Genomic DNA, 18,403 nt, shown 5'->3' with positions numbered 1-18,403 from the left:
ACGTTGTATGTTTGACTGGTTAAGCAAGGCCAATTTCATGTTTAAATGCCTTCATAAATGATCGACTAACTTGAAATTTATCTCCCGATGTCATGGTTACTTGATAGGTATAATTGAACCAATGTTCAACGCTATCGATATGCGTTTTATTAATGATAGTCGCACGATGAATTTTAATAAATGTGTTATTCGATAATTTCTTTTCATAGTAGTTAAGTGGTTCATTAGTTTGATATGTGCGATGAGTGGTATTTATCGTTGTTATCCCATTGTTGACTGAAACTGCTGTGATGTCATCTTTTCGGATCACATAGATACGTTCATTCATTTCAATTGGTAGTACGGTTTGGTCTTCATTTTCTTGGCGATCATCTTGTTGCATTGATAGCGTAGATGGTTCACTTGTTATATGATCTATCTCATTGCTATTAGATATTTGATGCTTAACTTTATTGACTGCTTGCTCTATACGTTCAAGTTCAAAAGGCTTGAGTATATAATCAATTGCATCAAGTTCAAAGGCTTTAACTGCAAATGTATCGTGTGCCGTTGCAAAAATAATGTGTGGTGGTTGTTTCATTTTCTTTATTTTTTGTGCTAAATCTATACCACTTTCATCCATAAGATTGATATCTAAAAAGACTAAATCATATGTTTCTGATAAAAGTTTTTCTAACGTTTCTTCTATGTTTTCAGCTTCATCAATCACGTTAAATCCAGATATCTCATTTAATAAGTAATGAAGCTCATTTCGAGCTAATGGTTCATCATCAACGATTAACGTCTTCACTTAAATATCCTCCTTTATTGTGTGTGATGGTATATGGCAACTTACCGTCGTTCCTATTTCTGTTGATTCAAAATGTAAGGCGGCCTTTGTGCCGTAAAGTCCAATTAACCGTCTGTTTAAATTTTCTAAGGCACTACCAGTTCCTGTCTCTGAATCGACACTCATTTGTCCAATCAATGGTAACTTATCATCATCAATGCCACTTCCATTATCACGAACAGTTAATGTTAATTCTTCATTGTCATGGTGTGCAACTACATCAATAATATTATCTTTGCGACGGTGTTTAAAGGCGTGTTTGATAGCATTCTCAACTAGAATTTGAATGACGAAAGGTGGGATAAGCACATGCTTACATGATGAATCAATATGATATTGAATTGTGAATCGATCAGGGAAGCGTGCTTGTTCTAATGCCAAATAGGCCTCTACTTGTTGCAATTCTTTTTCCAAAGTAATGGTGTTATTTCGAGCTCCTTGCAAATTTGATCTAAAGAATTGGCTTAACTGCAATAATAACTTTCTTGCCTTTTCACTATCAATACGTACGAGGGCTGAAATGGTATTAATCGCATTAAAGAAGAAGTGCGGATTAACCTGTGCCTGTAACGATTTGATTTCAGCATCTTTTAAAAGTTTACTCTGCATTTCGGCCTGACCCAATTCTAATTGACTTGAGAAGATATCTGCTAGGCCACGTGCGAGTTGTTTCGTCGATGTTGTGTTTTCATATTCATTTGTAAAATAAAATTTTAATGTGCCGGCTACTTCTTGATTAATCATTAAAGGGATGACGATAGCAGATGTTAAAGAACAATTTGGATTGTTGCATCCGATTTCTTCTTTAGAGTGTGCTTCTTTTAAATGACCCGTTTTTATGACTTCTTTTGATAAATCGGTAATGATTGCTTTTTTAGCAACATGGTGGTCACTTGCAGCGCCCACATGTGTTAAAATATCTGTTCTATTTGTGATAGCAACCGCCGATACGTTCATCAATTTCAGAATGATTTCAGCAACGGAACGTGCAGACTGTTCAGTTAAACCAGACCTAAAATACGGCAACGTTTTATTCGCTATTTCGAAGACATCATGCGTTTGAATAGCACGGGTTTGCTCTTCTTGTTTTAATGTTGAAAGTATTATAGATAAGAAGATAGCTGTCCCAATACTATTGATTAAAATCATAGGTAAGGCGATAAATTGAACAAGCGACCATGCAGAAGCTGTATCGTTGGCAAAGATGAGTATGCATGCCATTTGAATTGCTTCATTAATTGCACCAATAATGGCACCCATTAAAACGGTTGGGTAAGTATAGCGACGCATTGTACGATAACCATAAAACCCTGATATAAGTGCGATGAAAATAGATGAAATGAGATAGGTGTATGCATTTGCACCGCCAATATAAAGGCGTGACAACCCTGATACAATGCCTACTATAATTGCGACGAAAGGTCCGCCAATTAAACCAGACATCCCTATTGTTAATACACGTGTATTTGCCATAGATGCATCGTCATTTAGGTGGTAATAAATATTACTAGATACAATATGTCCATTTTCAATTTCAATTCCAGTGAAATTTGAAGTTATAGCAAATAGAGCGAACAAAATTGTTAATTGCCATTGAGAACGCAATTTTTCGCGTTCGCCCATCATCGTTTTAAAGTGATTAATATTCATTAACATATAGGCGATAATAATGATTAACCCTACACGTTCAAGCAATAATATAAATAAATTAAACATAGTAAGCACCTATTCATTGTAGTTTCAGTTAAAATACTTATCCTTTCTATAATTATAATATGGATAATTTTAACTTAATAGTTTAAAATTAAAACTTATAATTTGTAGGTATCTAATTATTGATTTATTGCACTTTTGAGTATGTTGTTAAAAATATTTATTGAAAAAGTTAGAGTATTTTATTAAGTCATTTCTTCTTAATTATGATAAGGTTTTCAATGTAAACTAATTTCTTAAGTGAGTGTTGTATCTAACATAATCTAACGTCAAATAATGAAAGTCATGATGCACATGTTAATAAATTATAGAAATAGGGAACTTATTAATTAACGCTATAGACATAAAATTGATGACACTCATTATAGTTGCTTTATTAGGACTTAAATCAACTTGAGTAGATTAGTTTTAGGGTAATTTAGGAGGAATTTTTCGAGATGGAGTCTTCAAAACAATTTAGGGGAGATAATAAATTACTAATTGGTATTATAATCGGGGTACTCACATTCTGGTTATTTGCACAATCATTAGTTAACGTTGTTCCAACGTTACAATCTTCATTTAACACAGACATGGGTACGATTAACATTGCCATTAGTTTAACTGCATTGTTCTCTGGACTATTTATTGTAGGGGCAGGAGATATTGCAGACAAATTAGGTCGAGTAAAAATGACATACATCGGCTTAGCATTAAATATTATTGGTTCATTATGTTTAATCATCGCACCTGTCGCATGGTTGCTATTAGTAGGACGTGCGTTACAAGGTTTATCAGGTGCATTAATTATGCCGTCAACACTTGCAATAATAAATGAATATTACATAGGAAAAGAAAGACAACGCGCTGTTAGTTACTGGTCTATCGGTTCTTGGGGCGGTAGTGGTATTTGTTCATTATTTGGTGGTTTCATGGCCTCAACGATTGGATGGCAGTGGATTTTTATTGTTTCAATTGCACTTTCAATTTTAGCCTTTTTCTTAATTAAACATACACCCGAGACTAAAGTTGAACCTAGTGTAGATGAAACTAAAACAAAATTTGATGTGACTGGTTTAATACTATTGGTTATTACACTATTAAGTGTTAACGTGATGGTTACGCAAGCTGCAGATCGAGGACTGTTCTCGCCAATGATCTTATCACTTGGTGCTGTATTCTTAGTTGCAGGAATCTTATTTATTATTAGAGAATTAAAAACAGAGAACCCGTTAGTTGATTTTCATATTTTCAAAAATAAGGGTTATAGTGGTGCGACATTATCCAACTTTATGTTAAATGGTGTTGCCGGTGGTACACTTATTGTTGTTAATACGTATTATCAAAGTCAATTAGGTTTTAGCTCATTACAAGCAGGTTTAATTTCAATTACGTACCTTGTAGCTGTACTAATCATGATTCGTGTTGGTGAAAAATTATTACAAAAACTTGGTGCTAAAAAACCATTATTAGTAGGTAGTGGTTTTGCATTCTTAGGATTACTACTATTATCTTTAACATTCTTACCAAATGTTGCTTATATCATTTCAAGTATTATAGGTTACTTATTATTTGGTATCGGTTTAGGTACATATGCTACTCCTTCTACTGATACAGCGGTTGCAGAAGCACCTGATGATAAAGTAGGTGTAGCATCTGGATTGTATAAAATGGCGTCATCTTTAGGTAATGCTTTTGGTGTTGCTATGTCTAGTACCATTTATGGTTTTGGTGCATCATTCATGAATTTACAACTCGGCGGCGCTGCTGGCGTATTATTCAATGCCGGAATTGCTTTAACTGCATTTATAGTAATTTTAATTTTAGTTCCTAAGAAATTAAGAACAAATTAATATAAATATTAGTTTTTAATAGTGAGATATCGAATTCGATTAGAGTTCGATATCTTTTTTAATAAATTAAAGAACAATTTATATTAATTATCTTAAAATTGTGAATATTCCGTTTACAATATTGACGTTATAAATTTAAAGTAGTATTTTAAAATCATCATTAGGAAAAAGGGGTCGTGACATATGAAAATAGCAATTGCAGGTTCTGGCGCGTTAGGAAGCGGATTTGGTGCGATGTTATACCGTCAAGGGTATGATGTAACGTTAATTGATGGATGGGAGCCACAAGCGAAAGCAGTTATACAAGAAGGTTTACATATAGACATCAATGGTAAAAATCATCATCTTAACATGACGATGTATCAACATAACGATATTCCACAAGATGCTCAATTTGATGTTATCTTTTTATTCACTAAAGCGATGCAGTTACAAGATATGCTGGAACATATTAAAGCACACATTCATGACAATACAATTATGGTTTGTACGATGAATGGTTTGAAGCACGAACGTTTAATTCAACATTATGTTGACGAATCACGAATTGTGCGCGGTGTTACTACATGGACTGCAGGATTAGAATCTCCTGGACATACACATTTAATGGGGGCAGGTCCGGTTGAAATTGGTGCACTTGTACCTAAAGGTCAAGCTAATGTTGATGTCGTGTATGAACTGTTAGATCAATCTGGTCTTAATCCACATAAAAGTGAGCAGCTGCAACAATCAATTTGGAAGAAAATTTGTGTGAATGGTACTGCTAATGCACTTTGTACGATATTAGAATGTCGTTTATCAAATTTAAATGAGAGTGATTATGCGAAACAACTTATTTACAAGATTACACAGGAAATTGTACAAGTTGCAACGGTAGATGGCGTACATTTAAATGGAGATGAAGTTTACAATTATCTCATCGATTTAAATGAAAAGGTAGGCCCACATTATCCATCAATGTATCAAGATTTGATTAACAATAATCGTCTTACAGAAATTGATTATATTAATGGAGCAGTTGCTCAATTAGGTAAAGAACATCATATTGATGCGCCAGTTAACCAATTTGTAGCGAATATGGTACATGCGAAAGAGCAACAACGACATGCAAAATAATGTCCACTTAGAAGGTGTGAAGGACATGTTTTCATCTAATATGCTAATACAAAGTATGTTAGTTGTGACTTAAGATTGAAATATGAAACCAATTTAATATATAAGGCTTGGAGTGAGATGTTGAATTCAAATTGAATTCGGTCTCGCTCCATTTTGAGTCGAATAATTATATCTTTGTGATTAAAATTGATACGCTAAATCCTTAATTTAATATGAATGATTTTAAATTTTTCATAAAAGGGTAGAAGAAAGTTAAGTGAATTTGAAGGAGCTGTTATTAGAATGAATCGTTCAACGAAACGTGTCATCATTACGAGTATTGTAGGTGGATTGCTAAGTGGTGCAGTTAAGATTGGTTGGGAAGCTATCGTTCCGCCTAGAACACCTGACCGTGAGAAAGAAACCCCTCCAATGACATTATTGAATCAGGTGGGTTTACCAGATTCGATCAAAAAAGCAACCTATCACTATAATGGTAATGATATTCCAATAACGGTTATGGGTATTCATTATGGCTTCTCTGTAGCAAATGCTTTAGCATATGGCTTATTAGCTGAAAAATTCCCAAGAATCACAGCATTGAAAGGATCATTATTTGGCGTTGCTATACATATTGCATTTCATGAATATTTATTGCCAAAGTTGAATTTGACACCTCAGGTTAAAGACTTACCTTATGAAGAACGATTTTCAGAGTTGTTCGGTCATATTGTTTGGATGAATACTATTGATATGATTAGAGATTCAAGTAAGTAGGTTAGATTGAGATATTCATTTTCAGAAAAAGAGAAATAAAAAGGTGAGTACAATAAAGACTAAAATATTAATACAGGCGCAACAGGATTAATCGGAACAAGATTAACACAACGTTTGATTGAAGAAGGACACGAGGTTGCCGGATTTACTACATCTGAGAGAGGTAAAGAGAAATTAGAAGGACTAAACGCTAAAGCGTATATTGGCGATATCTTAAAAGCGGATACTATTGATGTAGCAATTGATGACTTTCGTCCTGAAATTATCATTAATCAAATTACAGATTTAAAAAATGTTGATATGGTAGCAAACTCAAAAGTGCGTATAGAGGGCGGTAAAAACCTAACTGATGCGGCACTTAAATATGATGTTAAAAAAGTAGTAGCTCAAAGTATTGGTTTCATGTATGAACCAGGAGAAGGACTTGCTACTGAAGAAACACCATTAGATAATCATTCAGATGGTGACAGAAAAATTACGGTAGATGGCGTGATTGGACTTGAAAAAGAAACCGCTCGTATGGACCAATATGTTGTGTTACGTTTCAGTTGGTTATATGGACCAGGTACTTGGTATGGTAAAGACGGTATGATTTATAATCAATTTAAAGATGGAGAAGTAACATTATCAGATGGTGTCACATCATTCATTCATTTAGATGATGCTGTTGAAGTATCTATTCAAGCGATGAGCTTTGATACTGGTATTTATAATGTTGCAGATGATGAGCCAGTAAAAGGATCAGACTTTGTAGCATGGTATTCAAAAGAAGTTAGTGCGGATCCTGAAGTCACTATCCAACCCGTACAACCATTTGAACGTGGCATCACCAATGACAAATTTAAAGAACAAGTTGGTACACTAATCTACAATACATGGAAAGATGGTATGCATCCTTTAAAATAAGATTGTAGAAATGAAATAAAGAGGCTGGGATATTATTCCTATAGAAATAGCTAGTAAATGAGTCTTAAAAACTTCATTTGCTAGTTTCTTTATTTACAATACTTCGAATTATTGGCTCGCTTTCTTAGGAGTTAGCCTCACCCTGTAGTCTTCAGCTTGTCCTATTTTCTCAAGAGTCTCGCCAAAATACTTAGTATTTTTTATTCTTATACAAGAACTTAATATCCCAGTCTCTTTTTAGTATGTTTTGCTCTTTTTTGAGTTAGTCATTGTGATTTGTAGACTTACTTCTTCGCTGTTCTTCAATTTGTTTACGTAACTGATCTCCAGCAGCTTTGCCTACTTTTGCATAATGGCTATGTGCAAAATGCATTTGAATAATTAAAAACGTTGCACTTATCGCCCAGTATAAACTTAAGGCTGAAGCAGATTGCAGTGATGCATAAATAATAAATAATGGAGATAACACCATCATGACATAGTATGTGCGGCGTTCTTCTTTTGGATAATGCATTGCATTGACCAAAGGTTGAATGAGGTAAAGTAAAGCTGCTATAAATGTCATGATTAAATCCGTATGCATTAAATTGAACCATAAAAAGTGAGGGTGCTCGATAATACCACCACTCGTTGGATATTTAATACAAGCGTATAAACCTAATAAAATAGGGATTTGGATTAATATTGGCAAAGTTCCAACTAGGCTTTTGAATGGATTAATACCATAGTTGTTGTACTTTTTCATTAATAATTTATTAGCTGCAGTACGTTCTTCTTGTGTATCAGCATTCTTTAGTTTATCTTGCAGTTTCTCAATTTCTGGTTTAACTACCTGAGTTTTACCTCTCATAATGTGAATGTTTTTCACTTGGATAAACATTAGTGGCATTAGTACAAGACGTATGATAAGTACAATGACAATAATGGCTAATCCATAATTCTCATGGAATGTTCGACCTAAGAAGTGAAGTAACATATCCATTGGCTTAACAAATATAGTATAAAAGAACCCATGTTGATCTTCTTTATGAGAATAGTCACATCCACCCAATAATATGACAACACTCATTATGAATAAGGACCATTTTTTTCTCATTTATAATCTCCTATGTGCTTGAGGTCTTTAATAATCTTAGTCTTTAATATGTTTAGCTTAACATATTCGCATGATAAGCGTAGCGGTTAATCTCAATTTTATGACTTTGATTTATTTGTAACTGTAATTATTTTTAAAAGAGTCAAACCAAAAAGACTCGTTAATAAAGTGATGAAACCTAGTATAGTGACTTTAGCTGGTGCCGGTAGCCAAGACATAATAAATTGCCAATCAGAGCCATTTAGTAACAATGAAGGCAATACATGTAGAAGACCTAAAATTAAAATAAAGCCGATTGAAAGTATGAGTATTCGATATTTCGTGTTTCTATGTTGAACGCTTAATAGGATCAGTTGATGACTGGTGATATGACGATATAAGTAAATCAAAGTTATAGCAACCATGATCCAAATCACGATTGTAACTACAATAATCATAGTTTTGTATTGATTGATGTAGTATTGTACCGTATCAATATGCTGTCCTTGACTTAATTGCGTATTTAAATGTTTGGCAAGCGTTGGAGTATGACTAGAATAAGCATTTGCGAGAACAACAATGCCATAGTCTTTCTTAGGATTCAAAATAATATAAGAAGAATAGTTCTCAAGCGTACCTGGATGATAGATAAGTGTTTCTTGATTATCCTTAGTGACAAACCAGCCTGTTGCATATTGAGAATCATCATCGTCATTTGTTTTAACCTTTGGTTTGTGTGTAGCTTCAACTAAAGATTTTAAATGTCTTGGGGGATGAAGTTGAAATTTTATCCAAGGTTCTAAGTCATGTGTGCTAGCCATTAAATAGGCTGACGGGTTATCACCGATATTAAACTTTGGATTATCTGAGTATGCTTTATTATGTTGAATATCATACCCCTGAGCATCATCTCCGCCCTTTTTATTACTCTCTTTAGTAGAAATATGTTTCATATTTAAAGGTTTGAAAATATGTTCACTCATATAAGATGAATAGGGAGAATGAGATATATTCTGAACAATTAAACCTAAAATATCGTAATTCATATTAGCATATTCGAACTGTTCTCCTGGTCGATGGTTCAGTGAACGACCATTAATACTGTTAACAATTCCATCTAGACTATCCGTCTTTTTTGTAATTTTATCATTGTCAGTGATATCTCCTGGAATACCACTAGTTTGAGATATTAATTGATTAATAGTGATTTCTACTTTTTTTCCTTTATATTTCATATGAAAGTTAGGTATGTATTTACTTATAGGGTCATTTAATTTGATTTTCCTTTCATTGACGAGTTGCATAATGGCATATCCCGTCATTGCTTTGGAATTAGAAGCAATTTCAAAGCGTGTATTAGAGGTTACTTTTTGTTTATTTTTAATGTTTGCATACCCATAACCTTTATTGAGTAACATTTTATTATCTTTAATAATTAATACAGAGACGCCTGGAATGTGACCATCATTCATTTCGTTTTCGACAATGCTGTCCAAATAATTTTGAGAAGTAGGGCTAATCATTGAATAGTTGGGTTGCCATTTAATCATGATTGAACAAATAAATAAGATAATAACTAATACGACTCCACTGAAAAGAAATGTCTTTTTCATTTTTAATCCTCTGATCATAAGATTTAAGTAGCGAACAATTTACACTGTTAACGACAATAGTATAGCAAGTTTTTTCATAAATTGCTCTTGTGTTTCTTTTGTGTTGCTATCTATTGATTTAAATAATTAATAATAGAAATTTTACAAATAAATATAACTGTAAAATGTAACTTTAATGGTAATAAATTACATTAAAATAGTGGGGGCATCTATACTTTTTATCAAAATGGGAGTATATTTTATCCATTGAATTTGAATATAAAGAGGTAAAGAGTATTATGTTCACTCAATTTAAAAGACTTTTAATTGGTAAACCTAAAAGAAATCGTGATTTAAAAAATGAAAGAATCAGTAATTTCAAGGCTTTAGCAATACTTTCTTCGGATGCATTGTCATCAGTAGCCTATGGTCCGGAGCAAATTTTGATTACACTCGCAGTCGTTGGTGCTATAGCGTCATGGTACACGTTACCAATTGCATGTGCAGTATTAGTACTATTAGCAGCTTTAATCTTATCATACCGCCAAGTCATTTATGCCTATCCTAAGGGCGGCGGTGCTTATATGGTTTCTAAGACTAACTTAGGAGAAAAATGGGGACTAGTAGCTGGTGGTTCATTACTTGTTGATTATATTTTAACTGTAGCGGTAAGTATCGCTTCTGGTGCAGATGCGTTTGTAGCTGCATTTCCGTCACTGTATCATCACAAAGTATTAATTGCATGTTTACTAGTACTATTTATTTTAATAATGAATTTACGTGGATTGACAGAATCTGCTACAGTATTGTCTTATCCAGTCTATTTATTCATTATCGGGTTAATTATTATGATTGTTGTAGGTGTATGGAAAGTTGCAACTGGCCAAGCTGAACCACATATGCACGCAACAGTGGGAACAGCTGTGCCTGGTGTTACGCTATTCTTACTATTAAAAGCATTCTCATCTGGGGCATCATCTTTAACAGGCGTAGAAGCTATATCTAATGCGGTAACAAATTTTAAAGATCCTGGTCCTAAGAATGCTGTTAAAACATTAGTTACAATGGGTGGCATCCTTGCATTTCTATTAGTAGGCATTGTAGGTTTAGCCTATTGGTACGGCGTAATGCCTGAGACTGAGACGACCGTATTGTCTCAATTAGCAATGAACATTCTAGGACACAATGCTGGTTATTATTTTGTTCAGGCTACAACAGTAATGATTTTAGTTTTAGCAGCGAATACAGGTTTTACAGCATTTCCAATGCTTGCCGCTAGCATGGCGAAAGATAAATATATGCCGCGTATGTTTAGTGTTCGAGGAGATCGCTTAGGTTATTCGAACTCTATCATCACTTTAGGTGTTGGGGCTATCTTGCTTATTATCATTTTTGATGGTAAAACTGAGAACTTGATTCCACTCTATGCTGTAGGTGTATTTATTCCATTCACATTAGCACAATATGGCATGGTACTTAAATGGATTAGAGGCAGAGAAAAAGGGTGGTCTCGCAAATTAATTGCCAACGCGATAGGTGGAACAATTACATTTATCGTATTTATGATTTTCTTGATCACTAAATTTAGCCATGTATGGCCAATATTGATATTTTTACCTTTAATTGTGATTGTATTCCTACGTATCAAAGGTCATTATAAAGATATTGCTAAACAGTTGAAATCGACTGCAATGGTACAAGATATGCCAATTGTTGATAAAAATTTAGCAATTGTTCCTGTAAGTACCATTACGTCAGCCATTGATAAATCAGTATATTATGCTCAAATGATTGCTGATGATGTCATAGCAGTTCATGTTTCATTTGGAGATGAAGCGGATAAATGCTTTGCTGAAAAATGGCAACGTCATTATCCGGATGTGCGTTTAGTCATCTTACATTCTGAATATCGTAGTGTCATTAGACCAATTTCAAGATTTATTGATAAGATCAATAAAAAAGCGAATGATAAAAATTATGTCATTACAGTTGTTGTGCCTCAGTTTATTACAAAAAAATCATGGCATAACTTCTTACACAATCAAACGAGTATTAGATTAAAAATGCACTTATTCTATCAAAAGAATGTTATTTTAGCAACTGTACCATTTAAATTACACAAATAAACTTATAGAAAAGCCCATAGATAATGCAAGGTTACATTATCTATGGGCTTTAATTGATTTTTAGTGAGCGTTGCTTACTTCATGTGCTAGAACGATTTCATTGTAATTGATGTTTTCTCGTAATTGGGTTGCAACTTCATTAGTTACTTTATTTCGTGAAATTAATTCATCTAAAATGGTACGTTGGATGTATAATGCTTCCAATTTTACATCTTGTTGTTGCTGTGTAGTAAGTTCATATACTTCTTTGTTTTGATTTTTTTGTTGCTTTCTATTCTTATTGTGACGAATCGTACGAGATAAGTTGTGATATTGGTTAATAATTAAACTCACTTCTAAGACATTTGAACTATTTTGTTCTTGACGCATTTTCATAAAAATATTGTGATTAACAACACGCATTAATTGTTGCACTTTGTTAAAGCTATTTGCACATTCTTCTCTTTGTGCCTTTTTCTCGTCTTTTACTTTTTGACGTTCAGCTTTATATTCTTCACGCTTAGCTTTAATATCCATTTTATTTTGTTCTGGTGTAGCATGATGTTCTTCTTTTAATAATCCTCGGTTTTCTTTATGGATGCGATGTGTCTCTTTTCGTGATTCTTTACGAGCTTTAAATCGTAAGCCGATTAATTTAAAGAAACGACTTATTTTTCTTATAATAGACATTTCACGATAAGATTGACTGAATTCCGTAATATTGCGATAGTCTGTTAAATCCTTCTTAGTAATTCTTTCTTTTTCGATTAATCGCTCTAGTGTTCTTGTTTCTTCTTCTTCAGCTATTTCTTGAAGGCGACGTAATTCTTTCGTATTTTTATTGTCCGGTTCCATATTGATTAAGAATGATAACTCATTAAAATATTGATTTAATATTGGTCGATAATCCATACTTTTTTCTTCAGAGTTTTTCTTTTTAAATGCATCGAGTACTTGTTGAACCATGAATATTTTAGCTGATTGATAGGACATACCTTTAAATTCTGAGATCTTTTCAGATGGTGTGATAAACGGTAGAACAACTTGAGCGAGAATTAAGCTAGTTAATACCATAAATGAAGCGATGAATAACAGATCATTACGATATATAAACTCTTGGTTACCATCCATCATATATGGAAGTGTTAGTGCCATTGATAAGGAAATGGTACCGTGTATCCCACACATTGTCATAATAAAGGCATAGTGATTACGCTTCGGTGGTCCAGCATCTTCTTCATCATCTAAATAGGATTGAACGTTGTTTGGATAATAAAAATCTTTAAATAATAAGTACACCCAAACAAATCTAAATACATAAATCGCTAGCGCAATTAATAGCGCGGTTGTAATTAAAAATACAATGTTTTGTGGTTCGTCATGAATAATTTCCATAACTACTTCGGGAACGATATATCCTAATACAACAAATACAAAGCCATTTAACGCATAACTTAGCGTATTCCATATTTGGTTATAGTTCATTTGTAATTCCGTTTGGGCACGAATTAAACGGTCGCGTTCTAAACCATGGATTAAACCAGCGACAACTACGGCTATAATTCCTGATGCGTGAAGCTCTTCGCCAATAAAATAAACGGCGAAAGGAGTAAGTAATTGAATGAATGTTAACGTATTACTATCTTTCATGCCTTTATTGGCAGTTAAATAAACTCTTAAAGTTACGACTAGTGCGCCAACAATGATACCAATTAACACACCTAAAATAGTTGAAATAATAAATTGGCCAATTGCATCAAATGCTGAAAAACTACCAGTTACAAGTGCAGTAACTGCAATTTTAAATGAAATGATACCTGCGGCGTCATTAAGTAATGATTCACCTTCAAGAATTGACATTGACCCTTTAGGTAATATCTTACCTTTAGTAATTGCGGAAACTGCGACTGCATCAGTAGGGCAAAGAATTGCAGCAATTGCAAATGCGGCTGGCATTGGTAAATCAGCCCAAATCCAGTGAATAAAGAAACCTACACCAATAACGGTAGTAAATACAAGGGCCATTGCCATAAGAACAATGGGTTTACGATACTCAAGTAACTTTGTTCTGGAAATATGAGTACCATCCACAAATAGCAGAGGGGCGATAACAGCCATCATAAAGACTTCCGATTCAAATTCAAAGTGCATTGGAATAGGTAGCACAAATAAGCAGACACCCAATGCGATTTGAATAAAAGCAGTAGGAATTTTAGGGAACCTATTATAAATAATAGAACTAATAATAACTGCGAATATAAATAATAAAAATGCCTCTAATAGCTCCATGAATAACTCCTTTATAAAATGAATACTAATAGTTTACCATGTGACATGATAGGCTACCAAAAATGGCAACCTATTTACCATATTTAAGTGTCTATAAACGGATATATGAATTAAAGTGGTTATCAATATAGAGTTGTTTGAAATGTTTAAAATTGGGAGTAGTTGAATAAAGTTGTATTATAGTGAGAACAGAGTTAAGATCATAAAAATATAAAAACTGAGAAAAGCTTGATTTAAGCATCTTCTCAGTTTAATTTGCTTATATAAATTGAAAAATTTCGTTTATCAATTAATTAATGTGATGATTAATAATTAATTGAATTACGACCTTGACTACGAGTTCGTTCTGCTAAGTCTTCTGCATTAGACTTGTATTTTCTATAAAAGATGAACAAGAAGATAAACCAAATTGGTGAAATGAAAATGGCCGCTCTTGTATCTTCGCTAAAGAATAGTAGTACAAACACAAACGCGAAAAATGCGAGTACGACATATGCTGTCTTAAGTCCGCCAAAGAGTTTAAATTTATTCTTATGGTGTTCTTCTAAATTCTTTTTAACGAAAACAATATAAGAAATGATAATCATTGCCCATACTACTAAAAATAGAACAGTTGACAGTGTTGTAACATAAATAAATAATTTAATGGCATCTGGGAAAATAAAATTAAGCAATGCTGCTGCTAATAAGGTACCAGATGATACTAACATAGATAAGTAGGGAACACTGCTATCATTTGTTTTGCTTAAAACTTTAGGTCCTAAACCTTGTTTAGCAAGTCCGAATAAAATACGACTATTAGAATAAATACCACTGTTTGTTGCTGATGCTGCGGCAGTTAATACTACAAAGTTTACTAGTCCGGCAGCGAATGGTAAGCCGATTAAACTAAACATCGTTACGAATGGACTACTATTTGAGTCTATTTTATTCCAAGGAATAACCGACATGATGACTAATAAACCACCGACGTAAAATAATAAGATACGTATAGGCACGTTATTAATCGCTTTAGGAATTACATTTCTAGGGTCTTTCGTCTCACCAGCAGTTACCCCGATAAGTTCAATACCAATAAATGAATAAACGGCAATTTGGAATGCCATTAAGAATCCAAATGGCCCATTAGGGAAGATACCGCCGTGATTAGTTAAGTTACTAAACGATGCATGACCATAAGATGTTTTAAATGAGAAGAATATCATGACAAGTCCAACGATGATCATCGCAATAATAGTAACAATCTTGATAATTGAGAACCAAAATTCCAATTCACCGAATAATCTTGCACCTAACATGTTAAAAGAGATTAACATTAATACTATGAACAAGACGGTAATCCAATGTGGAACTTGTGGGAACCAAAAACTAAAATATTGTCCCATTGCTGTTAAATCTGACATACTTGAAGCAATCCAAGCGAGCCAATATGTCCAACCAATGACAAATCCGGCAAAGGGACCTATGTATTCGTTCGCAATATCTACAAATGAATTAAAGCGTGTATTACTTAATAACAATTCTCCAAGTGCTCGCATGAATGCAAACATGACCATACCAATAATCATGTATGTTAGTAAAAGGGAAGGTCCTGTTAAAGCAATTGTTTGTCCTGAACCTAGGAATAATCCTGTACCAATTGCGCCCCCAATCGCAATTAATTGAATATGCCTGTTGTTTAGTTCTCTTTCCAACTGTCTAGCCATATACTTCCTCCTTAGAAAGCAATGATGCGATTTTTAATTTTTAGTTGTAAACGCTTTCTTTTTATGTAAAGAATTTTTCTTTTAACAAAGTATAGCGTTTGTTCAATAGTTGTTAAATTTTAGATAAAAAGCGATTTTGATAATAATTGTTCACAAATTATGTAACTTTGCTAAAAGGCAATTTTATTATACTCTTTATTGTATAGAATATAAACAAATTTCTGAAAATTTAATAAACAGATTTATTTATTATTAATAATAACTATGACATAATGATTTCAATTCAAAACAAGTAAGAGGGAAGACATTAATGAAGATAGGTGCAATTTCAGATTTACATATCGATCGACATCCTAAACTAGAGCCACAAGCATATCTTGATGCACTCGCCCATATTGCGGAACAAAGAAGTGTTGATTTATTATTAATTGCAGGAGATATGTCTAATCATTTTCAGCAAGGTTATCAATTTATTCAAGACTTAAAAGAAAAATGTCGTATACCAATCTTATTCGTGCCTGGTAATCATGACTATTGGACTTCAGAAGCATCACTCAGTTCAAAGCAAATTTATGAATTTTATGCTAGCAAGCCAGATTGTTTAATCGGAAAACCTTATATTATTAATAATAATTGGGCAATTGTTGGACATACAGCTTGGTATGATTATAGCTATGCGGATAGCAAATTTGATTTGGATCGAATTAAAAGAGGGAAATATTATGGTGCCACATGGCAAGATAAAGTGAAAATTGATTGGGATATTGATGACAGAGTGTTATCTAAAGAGGCGGCTAAACAAATACAAGAAGACTTAGAACAAGTGAAAGATAAACATGTTATTTTAATGACACACATTGTTACGCATCCTCAATTTATAGTACCTATGCCGCATCGCATTTTTGATTTCTTTAATGCTTATATTGGTACTAAGGACTTTGATGAATTTTATTCAACCTATTCCATTCGTTATAGCATTATGGGGCATGTGCATTTTCGCAAGATGATTAGTGAAAATGGCATCACATATATTTGTCCCTGCTTAGGGTATCAACGACAATGGAGAACGAGTGATATTAATCAAGAAATCAATAACGCTTTAGTAACATTTGATATTAGTGATGAATAAAATATATGTGAGATCGGGAAGTGTCTTAAATTATCTCGACCTCACTTAACAGTAACTATTAATCATTGGTGTTTACTTTAAGATAAATACATGTACGACCAGGAGCGTTAAAGCTACGTTCTAATTTCGACTTTGCAATTTTAATAATTTGAAAGCGATTAGGAACTATAGCAGGAAAGATAACAAATTTAAATAAATGACTCCATAAGGGATCTATATAATAGTAATATTTATTATCGTATCCAATTAATAGCGTAACATGAATGTTAGAAACGAGTTCTTTCTCATGATCATCAAATGTAAAGTGTTTTCGAAATGGTTTACGTCCTAAACTCGTGTGGTACATGATGACCGGTTGACCTGAATCGATTACGGTCTCTAACGATGTTAGGTCAGTACCTGTGCCATCAACAATACGTGAATCAATTGTTTGTAAATATGGAACATAAGCATCTGGAAAGATGGTTTGATGATGACCCAATTTGACAAGTAAGTGATGACCCACATAGCCTTTATAGGGATTATTAGGATGTTTGGGCCAATGTTTCATAATTTCAGTTGCTTTAATATTATGACTGTTATATTGAAGTAACATTGCTGCTGAAACACCTTCGCAGCCCATGACCATTGGAATTGGAAATAATTGGCTAATTGGTTTGATTGATAATATCGTTCTTTTCATCCTTATTCTCCTCAAAGACACTTTTATGATTTACATCACTTAATTTAAGTAAATTTATTATATACCTTAGTGGTCATCTCGTATATTAATATGGATTTTGACTTTATTGATATAGAATAAATGAAAAAGGGGACATTTGAATGGCAATACAATATAAATTGGAACAGTTAAATCATGTTCAACTCATCGGTGTCTTAAGAAAGTATGAGAGTGGCGATGAGATGCAAAAAGATATACCGTCATTTTGGCAAAAAGTAAATAATGATGGGGTTGTAGATGATTTAATATAACTTAGTAATCAAACATTATCAGGAATGTTAGGCGTCATTTTACAGAAAGAAGATAATCATTTCGACTATTTCATTGGTGTACCTTGTGATAATTCGAATAATAATGATTCGCACTTTAATACACTCGAATTGTCAGCTCATAAGTATGTTGTTATAGATGCGAAAGGAAAAGTTCCCGAAGCGATTAAATCGATAATGCCTAAAATCTATCAAGAGTTATTACCTCAAGCTAAATTTAAGACGATTAGAGCACCTATGTTTGAACATTATTTACCAGGAAATACCCAAAGTAGTGATTATATTACGGAAATTTGGATTCCTATAGAGGATCAGACAAAAGATTGAGATAAAATAGGTATTACAAAACTATAAAATACTGTAAT

Annotated in this window: 15 protein-coding genes; 8 read left to right on the top strand and 7 right to left on the bottom strand. The window is 33.2% G+C overall.

The window, feature by feature from the left end:
• Positions 1 to 19: 19 nt before the first annotated feature.
• Entirely contained in the window at positions 20 to 790 is a 771-nt protein-coding gene (locus HMPREF3134_RS10085) for a response regulator transcription factor LytR (RefSeq protein WP_011274937.1), read from the bottom strand.
• Positions 791 to 2,545, bottom strand: coding sequence for a sensor histidine kinase (locus HMPREF3134_RS10080; RefSeq protein ID WP_046464668.1), 1,755 nt, complete (start codon positions 2,543 to 2,545; stop codon positions 791 to 793).
• 434 nt (positions 2,546 to 2,979) lie between these two features.
• On the opposite strand from HMPREF3134_RS10080, the gene HMPREF3134_RS10075 reads away from it, so the two are divergent.
• From HMPREF3134_RS10075 to HMPREF3134_RS10060, 4 genes are all read left to right on the top strand, one after another.
• On the top strand, positions 2,980 to 4,374 hold the full coding sequence (locus HMPREF3134_RS10075) for an MFS transporter (RefSeq protein ID WP_011274939.1): 1,395 nt from the start codon (positions 2,980 to 2,982) through the stop codon (positions 4,372 to 4,374).
• 183 nt (positions 4,375 to 4,557) lie between these two features.
• Positions 4,558 to 5,490 (top strand): 2-dehydropantoate 2-reductase, encoded by a 933-nt coding sequence (locus HMPREF3134_RS10070; RefSeq protein ID WP_016930758.1) that lies wholly within the window; start codon positions 4,558 to 4,560, stop codon positions 5,488 to 5,490.
• Positions 5,491 to 5,772: 282 nt separating this feature from the next.
• Positions 5,773 to 6,246, top strand: coding sequence for a DUF1440 domain-containing protein (locus tag HMPREF3134_RS10065; protein ID WP_037550159.1), 474 nt, complete (start codon positions 5,773 to 5,775; stop codon positions 6,244 to 6,246).
• Between the two features lie 66 nt (positions 6,247 to 6,312).
• The gene (locus tag HMPREF3134_RS10060; protein ID WP_070442637.1) at positions 6,313 to 7,152 is read left to right on the top strand and encodes an NAD-dependent epimerase/dehydratase family protein; all 840 of its coding nucleotides are present in this window, start codon (positions 6,313 to 6,315) and stop codon (positions 7,150 to 7,152) included.
• A 262-nt stretch (positions 7,153 to 7,414) separates the two neighbouring features.
• Here the strand turns inward: HMPREF3134_RS10060 and yidC are convergent, their stop codons facing one another.
• On the bottom strand, positions 7,415 to 8,248 hold the full coding sequence (gene yidC, locus HMPREF3134_RS10055; RefSeq protein WP_053025067.1) for a membrane protein insertase YidC: 834 nt from the start codon (positions 8,246 to 8,248) through the stop codon (positions 7,415 to 7,417).
• A gap of 98 nt (positions 8,249 to 8,346) precedes the next feature.
• Complete coding sequence (locus HMPREF3134_RS10050; RefSeq protein ID WP_070442634.1) at positions 8,347 to 9,840, bottom strand: serine hydrolase domain-containing protein; 1,494 nt, start codon at positions 9,838 to 9,840, stop codon at positions 8,347 to 8,349.
• Positions 9,841 to 10,118: 278 nt separating this feature from the next.
• Between HMPREF3134_RS10050 and HMPREF3134_RS10045 the strand changes: the two genes are divergently transcribed.
• The gene (locus HMPREF3134_RS10045; RefSeq protein ID WP_011274946.1) at positions 10,119 to 11,945 is read left to right on the top strand and encodes an APC family permease; all 1,827 of its coding nucleotides are present in this window, start codon (positions 10,119 to 10,121) and stop codon (positions 11,943 to 11,945) included.
• 60 nt (positions 11,946 to 12,005) lie between these two features.
• Here HMPREF3134_RS10045 and HMPREF3134_RS10040 read toward each other — a convergent pair whose 3' ends face one another.
• Together HMPREF3134_RS10040 and HMPREF3134_RS10035 are read right to left on the bottom strand one after the other, a co-directional pair.
• The gene (locus tag HMPREF3134_RS10040; RefSeq protein ID WP_070442632.1) at positions 12,006 to 14,213 is read right to left on the bottom strand and encodes a cation:proton antiporter domain-containing protein; all 2,208 of its coding nucleotides are present in this window, start codon (positions 14,211 to 14,213) and stop codon (positions 12,006 to 12,008) included.
• Between the two features lie 305 nt (positions 14,214 to 14,518).
• Positions 14,519 to 15,919 (bottom strand): amino acid permease, encoded by a 1,401-nt coding sequence (locus HMPREF3134_RS10035; RefSeq protein ID WP_070442629.1) that lies wholly within the window; start codon positions 15,917 to 15,919, stop codon positions 14,519 to 14,521.
• Between the two features lie 310 nt (positions 15,920 to 16,229).
• Here HMPREF3134_RS10035 and HMPREF3134_RS10030 point away from each other — a divergent pair, with 310 nt between their 5' ends.
• Positions 16,230 to 17,048 (top strand): metallophosphoesterase, encoded by an 819-nt coding sequence (locus HMPREF3134_RS10030; RefSeq protein ID WP_070442626.1) that lies wholly within the window; start codon positions 16,230 to 16,232, stop codon positions 17,046 to 17,048.
• A 58-nt stretch (positions 17,049 to 17,106) separates the two neighbouring features.
• On the opposite strand, the gene HMPREF3134_RS10025 is transcribed toward HMPREF3134_RS10030, so the two are convergent.
• Entirely contained in the window at positions 17,107 to 17,730 is a 624-nt protein-coding gene (locus HMPREF3134_RS10025) for a C39 family peptidase (protein WP_070442623.1), read from the bottom strand.
• Positions 17,731 to 17,870: 140 nt separating this feature from the next.
• Here HMPREF3134_RS10025 and HMPREF3134_RS12565 point away from each other — a divergent pair, with 140 nt between their 5' ends.
• Both HMPREF3134_RS12565 and HMPREF3134_RS12560 read left to right on the top strand, forming a co-directional pair.
• Positions 17,871 to 18,020, top strand: coding sequence for a hypothetical protein (locus HMPREF3134_RS12565; RefSeq protein ID WP_240556345.1), 150 nt, complete (start codon positions 17,871 to 17,873; stop codon positions 18,018 to 18,020).
• 24 nt (positions 18,021 to 18,044) lie between these two features.
• Positions 18,045 to 18,365, top strand: a complete 321-nt coding sequence (locus HMPREF3134_RS12560) for a GyrI-like domain-containing protein (RefSeq protein ID WP_240556347.1) — start codon at positions 18,045 to 18,047, stop codon at positions 18,363 to 18,365.
• The last annotated feature ends 38 nt before the right edge of the window (positions 18,366 to 18,403 follow it).

Origin of the sequence: Staphylococcus sp. HMSC14D10, from assembly GCF_001808125.1 — a bacterium.
GTDB classification, from domain to species: Bacteria; Bacillota; Bacilli; order Staphylococcales; family Staphylococcaceae; genus Staphylococcus; species Staphylococcus haemolyticus.
The sequence above is the reverse complement of the archived record's forward strand: the minus strand, read 5'-3'. Positions and strand labels throughout refer to the sequence as shown.